Source organism: Nitratidesulfovibrio oxamicus (assembly GCF_015731765.1).
Lineage (GTDB): Bacteria > Desulfobacterota > Desulfovibrionia > Desulfovibrionales > Desulfovibrionaceae > Cupidesulfovibrio > Cupidesulfovibrio oxamicus.
Genome location: NZ_VRYY01000107.1, coordinates 1 through 6,492, shown reverse-complemented (window position 1 = coordinate 6,492; position 6,492 = coordinate 1). Strand labels below are relative to the sequence as shown.

General features: G+C 68.8%; 5 protein-coding genes and 1 pseudogene. All 6 read right to left on the bottom strand.

The genetic code is table 11. The features are described 5' to 3' along the window. Positions 1–208: pseudogene (locus tag FVW20_RS04815) on the bottom strand (phosphate ABC transporter permease); the annotation flags it as partial. Then, positions 205–1,074, bottom strand: a complete 870-nt coding sequence (locus FVW20_RS04810; RefSeq protein ID WP_196608524.1) for a PstC family ABC transporter permease — start codon at positions 1,072–1,074, stop codon at positions 205–207. The gene FVW20_RS04810 and the pseudogene FVW20_RS04815, both read right to left, overlap by 4 nt. A 9-nt stretch (positions 1,075–1,083) precedes the next feature. After that, positions 1,084–1,929, bottom strand: coding sequence for a phosphate ABC transporter substrate-binding protein (locus FVW20_RS04805; protein WP_196608523.1), 846 nt, complete (start codon positions 1,927–1,929; stop codon positions 1,084–1,086). A gap of 168 nt (positions 1,930–2,097) precedes the next feature. After that, the gene (locus FVW20_RS04800; protein WP_196608522.1) at positions 2,098–4,608 is read right to left on the bottom strand and encodes a sensor domain-containing diguanylate cyclase; all 2,511 of its coding nucleotides are present in this window, start codon (positions 4,606–4,608) and stop codon (positions 2,098–2,100) included. A gap of 180 nt (positions 4,609–4,788) precedes the next feature. Next, positions 4,789–5,784 (bottom strand): polyprenyl synthetase family protein, encoded by a 996-nt coding sequence (locus tag FVW20_RS04795; RefSeq protein WP_196608521.1) that lies wholly within the window; start codon positions 5,782–5,784, stop codon positions 4,789–4,791. 128 nt (positions 5,785–5,912) lie between these two features. Continuing rightward, the coding region (mqnB, locus tag FVW20_RS04790) for a futalosine hydrolase (RefSeq protein ID WP_196608520.1) at positions 5,913–6,492 on the bottom strand (580 nt) is incomplete at its 5' end.

Genomic DNA, 6,492 nt, shown 5'->3' with positions numbered 1-6,492 from the left:
CATCGCCGAAGAACAGCGCGCGGCCCAGGGTGGGCACCCCGCGCCACAGCAGGTAGCCGCAACCGGCGGCGGCCACGGCGGCTACCAGTAACGCGGCCAGCCAGGCCGCGACGGTAAGGACATGTTCGCGGGTACGGGGCCGGGCGCCGGATGGGACGCGCCTGTCCGGCAGATGCCGGGACTCCGGTGAAACCGGGCTTGCGGTCATGGACGCCACTCCGCGTCGGGAAGGGCGTCCTGCCCCGAACCGCGCAGGCGGCGCACGGCCAGGCTGACGCCTGCGCTCACCGCCAGCAGCAGGATGCCCGCCGCGAACAGCGAATGATAGGCGGTGCTGCCCGCATCGGTGGACATGACCAGGGCCATGTGCGCGGTAAGGGTGCGCAGGGCGTCGAAGGGCGATGCGGGCACGCCGGGCGCGTTGCCCGCCAGCATCAGCGGAATCAGCGTGTCGCCCACGGCCCTGCCGAAGCCGAACACCCCCGCCGTGATCAGCCAGCGCCGGGCGCCCGGCAGCATGACGTGGGCAAAGACCTGTGCGGGCGAAAGGCCCAGCGCCGCGCCGGCAAGCCGCAGCGACCGGCCCTGTTCCCGCAGGGCGGCATCCATGATCACCACCATGGTGGGCAGCACCAGCAGGGCAAGCACCAGCGCGGCGGACAGCCAGCACAGGCCGGACCCCTGCCCCGTCTGCCGCACCAGCGGCACCAGCAGGAACACCGAGACGAACCCGTAGACCACCGTGGGCACCGCCGCCATGCCGTGCACCAGTTGGCGCAGCCCGCGGGCGGGCCGGGCGGGGCCAAGCCCGTGCATCCAGCCGCACAGACAAAGGGCCAGCGGCCAGCCCAGCAGCAGGGCCGAACAGGCCAGCAGCACCGAGCCGCAAACCATGGGCAGGATGCCGAACTGCCCGGCGGCGGGCAGCCAGCGCCAGGACAGCACCGCAAGGCCCTGCCCGCTCAGCAGTACGGGCAGGGCATACACGGTGACGAAGCCGAACACGGCGGCAATGCCCAGCACCGTGACGGCGGCGGCGCACCGCAGCGCCGGGGGCGTGTTTCCGTCACGCACGGGCGGAACTTACCTGCCGAGCGGGATGTAGCCGCTGGCCTTGGTGATTTCCTGCCCTTCGGGGCTGAAGACGTAGTCGATGAACGCCTTGGCTAGGCCCTGCGGCGCGCCCCTGGTGTTCATGTACAGCTTGCGGGTGACGGTGTACGCGCCGCTGGCGGCGTTTTCCTGCGTGGGCACCATGCCGTCGAAGTGCAGGCCCTTGATGCTTTCGCCCAGGTGGCCGATGCCTACGTACCCGATGGAATTGGGATCCTGGGCGATGGCGGTCTTCATGGCGCCGTTGGAGTTCACCACGTTGGCCGTGGCGGCTTGCGGACCCTTCTTCAGGGCCTTTTCAACGAACACCTCGCGGGTGCCGCTGCCGTCCTCGCGGGTGTACAGGGTGATGGGGGCGTCCTTGCCGCCCACGTCCTTCCAGTTGGTGACGGTGCCCGCGAAGATGTCGGCCACCTGCTTTCCGGTCAGGCCGGTGACCGGATTGGCCGGGCTGACCACCACGGCCACGCCGTCGATGGCGAAGGGAAAGGACACGAGGCCGTACTTCTGCACTTCCGCCTCGGTGAGGGGACGACCGGTGTTGCCGATGCCCACCAGCCCTTCGCCCACCTGCTGCACGCCCACGCCGGACCCGCCCCCAGCCACCGAGATGCGCAGGGCCGGGTTCACGGTCATGATGCGTTTGGCGGCTTCCTTCATGACCGGGATGTGCGCGGTGCCCCCGGCGATGTCGAGGGAACCGGCAAGGCCGGATTGGGGCGCGAAGGCATCCAGCGGCGCGGCGACTGCGGAAGCGGCGGCAAGGCCAAAAACCAGAATCATGACCAGGGACAGAACGGCACGAAGACGGCGCATACACCCTCCTTGCGGTGACGGAATGAAATGATGTGTGAGCGGATGCTAACAGCGCAGGAAGGTTACGTGAAATAATCTGTTTGAATGGAAACGCGCCTGTGCATAGGTTTGATCTATGCACAGGCGCTGCAATGCGTTCAGCATCTGGGTGCCTGGTGGTGCCAGTCGCTACTCGGCCCAGCGAACCTTGACCCCCTCCAGCTTCTTGGAGGAATAGCTGGCCCTGTCGGCCCGCTGGACAAGGCTTTCGCCCGTGTCGGACGGCGTCAGCAGGGCAAGGCCCATGCTCATGTCCACGGCGCCCTTGCAACTGGTCACCACCCCTTCGCGGATGCGCCGGGCAAGGCCTTCCATGATCTCGGGGGTCACCTCGGTGACCACCACGGCAAATTCGTCGCCGCCGTAGCGGCAGGGAAAGTCCATTCCCTTGCGCACCACCGCGCTGATGCCCGCGGCCACGCGGCGCAGCACGGTATCGCCCGCCTGGTGGCCGTAGGTGTCGTTGATGGCCTTGAACCGGTCAAGGTCGAAGAAGATCAGCCCCAACTGGCGGTTGGTGCGGCGGCTGCGCTCCATTTCGCGCTCCAGGATCATGTGGAACTGCGAATGGTTGAACAGCCCGGTCAGGCCATCGTACATGGCCTGCTGTTTCACCTTTTCTTCCAGGCGGCGGATGCTGGTCAGGTCGCGCCCCACCATCAGGAAGGCCGGGCCTTCGTGCTCGCGCGCATCCAGTGCGGAAAAGATCAGTTCGAACAAGCCCATGTTGCCGTCGCCCAGTTCCAGCACCGCCTCCACCGGGGCAGCCGGTGACGCGCCGGACAGGTAGGCCGCGTCCCAGGTATCGGTAAAGGTGGCCGAGGGGCGCGACGAGGCGAACAGGTTCTTGCCCCGCAACCCGGCGCAGCGGCGGGAGGCCCACGATATCTGCCCCGTGTGGTCCATGGTGAGCACTATTTCCTGCATGGAATCGAGCAGCCGTTCCAGAAAGTCGCGCTGGCGCAGGTTCTGCACGTCCACGTCGGAGATTTCCGTCACGTCCTCTATGAGCAGCAGCACGTCATCGTGCGAGGCGTCGCGGCGGCGGTGCAGCGAAACGTAGGCGCAGGGCGCGCCCATGCGCTTGCCCGCCGCGTCGGTGGGGCAGAACAGGCGGCTGATGAACGCGGGGCCGCCCTGGTCGGTGAAGGTCTGCCACTCCGGGCCGAAGTCCAGCCCCAGCGATTCGGACAGCAGGGGGCGCACCGGCGTGCGGGGGGGCAGTTCGTCGCGGCCCACGTAGTCCAGGAAGCGGCGGTTGGCTTCCACCAGCAGCCCTTGGCGGTCCAGACGGGCCACGCCCAGGGGCAGGGCGTCCAGGGTGTCGGCCTTGGCCTCCAGCACAGCCTGCTGGTGGTAGTAGTTTTCCAGCGCCATGGCCATGAAGTGGCAGTACACCAGCAGGGCCGACTTGCGGGCCGGGGCCAGGGCGTCCTTGGGCAGGCGCAACTGGCCCCAGTCGATGCCGGAGGCGGACAGGGGCACCCGTTCCTGGCCGGTCTGCCAGGGCAGCCGCGCGAAGGGGGCGGGGCCGGCCTGTCGGAGCGCCGGAGTGGTCTCGTCGCCGCTGAACAGCATGTACTCTTCGCTGCCGGGCACGCGCAGGGCCACTTCCCAGCGTTGCACGTTCCAGTACCAGCGCAACTGCCGCCCCAGGGTGGCGGCCAGCGAGGGCAGCCCGCCCGCCACGTGCGACAGCTCCGCCCCCAGGAAATAGAAGGATTGCAGGGTTTCCAGCGACTGTTCGTACAGCCGGGCGCCGGCAGGACGGTCCTGGATGGCCAGTTGGGCCAGCATGGACTTGAAGCGCTGGGCGCAGGCCTCGCGCAGGTTTTCCAGCCCCTGCTCGTCCAGCGAAAGGCGGCTGCGCAGCAGCATTTCGAACTGGATGATCAGCGCGGGATGGGTGGCCTGTCCGTGCAGCAGGTCGGCCCACTGGGTGCCCAGGATCACCGCCTGGGTCAGCGGCGTGTGGTGGGCCACGCCGTTCAGGTCGTGATGGCTGGCGATGGCGTCGGCGATGGCCTCGGGCAGGCCCCAGCGGTGGATGATGTTGCGGGCCATTGCCGCGTGGTCGGCGCCCCAGCAGGTGTTTTCCAGCGCCAGTTGGTCGCGTTCCAGGCTGGTGATGCAGGCCTTGCCGCGCAGCACCGGGTCTTCGTCGGCGGAGCACAGGTGCATGAACAGGGCAAGGTCTTTCAGCAGCGAGGCCAGGTAGGCCAGGTGGGCCGTGTCGGGCTGCACCCGCAGGGCGATCTGTTCCGCCGCGATGGACGACCAGACCACCAGCCGCCAGTCCTGGTACATGGCCTGCTGGGGGCGCTTCAGTTCGCTGCTCACCCGCTTCTGGAACGACAACGACAGGGCCAGCTTGAGGATTTCCCGCGTGCCCAGCACCGTGGCGGCCCGTTGCAGGTCGGAAACCTTGGTTCCCAGCCCGTAGTAGGGGGAGTTGACCAGGTTCAGTACGGCGGCGGCCAGCATGGGGTCCATGGCCAGGATGCGGGCGATGGTGGAGAATTCCGGAAACGGCGCCACCAGTGCCTGCACAAGTTGCACCATGACCGGGGGAAAGGTGAGTTGCAGGCAGCGATTGATGGCTTCTTCGTCGGCCATGTGCCGACCCTGCGGAACAGTCATGCGCCCCTCCGGTGTGGGGGATTGCGTGGTGCACGGCGCTGCGAAGAGCCCGCCTGCCGTTGCGGGGCCGCGTGGTTTGCGGCGTCGTCCGGTGCGCTTCCGGGCATCGTCATCGTGGTTGCCGGACGCATTCCGGGCGGCATCACCGTCCGCAACGCGCGGCGGCACCGCGCAGCGATGCTACGTGCCGCGATTGAGGACGTAGTCGATGCTTTGCCGCAGGATACGACGTTCCGACGTATCGGGCAATGCATCAAGGCAGGAGGATGCCTTGTCCAGATAGCTGGCGGCCAGTTCGCGCGTTTTCGCATCGCAGCCGCGCGCCCGCAGGTCTGCCGCCACCTCGGCCACCGCCGCATCATCGAAGGTGCCTTGCCGGAACCGCGTCACGAACGCATCGCGGTCCTGCGGCGTCAGTGTTTCAAGGTAGTAGATCAGCGGCGGAGTCAGCTTGCCCTCGCGCAGGTCGCCGCCCACGGGCTTGCCGGTGTCCTTGGACGAGGCGGCGAAGTCCAGCGCGTCGTCCACGATCTGGAAGGCGATGCCGAGGTTCAGGCCGAACCCGGCGGCGGCCTGAACGGCCTCGTCCGGGGCCTGCGCGGCCAGGGCGCCCAACTCGCACGAGGCGCGCAGCATCCATGCGGTCTTGCCGGTGATGATGTCGATGTAGGTATCGTGCCCGTGGTCGGTGGAACGCTGGTGGGCAATTTCCACGATTTCGCCGGTGGCCGTCCGCACGATGGCTTCGGCAATGGTCTCGGTAAGCCGGGCGTCGCCGTAGCGGGCCACTATGCGGTTGGCCAGGGCCAGCAGGGCGTCACCGGCCAGCACGGTTTCCGTCTGGCCGAACACCGTGTGCGCGGCGGGCAGGCCGCGCCGCAGGTCGGCGCCGTCCAGTATGTCGTCGTGCAGCAGGGTGGCCGAGTGCAGCAGTTCCACGGAACAGGCCAGCGGGTACAGGTCCGGGCCGGAGGCCTTGCGGAACAGCCCGCCGCCTTCCGCGCCCAGCGTCCGTGCGGTGAGCAGGGTCAGCAGGGGGCGCAGCCGCTTGCCGCCCGCGCGCAGCACGTGTTCGGCCACGGGGCGCACCAGCGGGTGCAGCACGGCCACCTCGGCGTCGAGCGTCTTGTTGATCCGCGGCAGTTCCGTGGCCAGGTAGGCTTTGAGCTTCAGCATGGGAATGTCCGTTGGGCTTGCGGCCGGGCGTGTCCAGTACCGGCGTGTATGGGCCTGCGTGTATCGTCCGGGCGTGTCGTGCGGCGCTGCCGCCGCGGCCCGGAACATCCGTGTGTCGGAACGGTGCGTCAGTCGGTCAGGAAAAGTTCGCGGGCCAGGGCGCCCAGGGCGTCCAGCGCCCCTTCCAGCGCCCAGTCCTCTGCCGCGCGCGAGCCCACGATGTTGGACATGGTGCGCACCTCGGCAAAGGGCAGGTTGTGGCGCAGGCAGCCCAGGGCCAGGGAAAAGCCCTCCATGTTCTCCATCAGCGGGGCGTGGCGGCGGCACATGGCCTGCGCCCGCGCCGGTGTGCCGGAAACCCCGGCCACGGTCAGCGCAACGCCGCTACGGGCCGCCGCGGGCACGGCAAGGTGCCACTGCCCGAACAGCAACTCGGGCGCAAGGTCGATGCGGTCCCACACCGGGCCGGTCGGGCCTTCGGCCTGCGGAAAGGCGATGCCTTGCGGGTCCACGCCGTGGTCGTCCGCAAGGCCGTATTCCGGCCAGACTTCGGCGGACGCCAGCACGGCGCTGCCCAGCGGGGCGCGCAGCACGTCGAAGGTGCCCGCAACGCCCAGGTTGAGCACGCCGCGCACGCTGCGGTGCGCGCCCAGTACCCGGCCCAGCGACAGGGCCGCGTTGACCGGCCCCACGCCGGTGACCAGCAGC

Bases quoted from the DNA above. Each gene is read 5' to 3' on its own strand.
- FVW20_RS04805 (WP_196608523.1), bottom strand. From the start codon at position 1,929: ATGCGCCGTCTTCGTGCCGTTCTGTCCCTGGTCATGATTCTGGTTTTT.
- FVW20_RS04800 (WP_196608522.1), bottom strand. From the start codon at position 4,608: ATGACTGTTCCGCAGGGTCGGCACATGGCCGACGAAGAAGCCATCAAT.
- FVW20_RS04795 (WP_196608521.1), bottom strand. From the start codon at position 5,784: ATGCTGAAGCTCAAAGCCTACCTGGCCACGGAACTGCCGCGGATCAAC.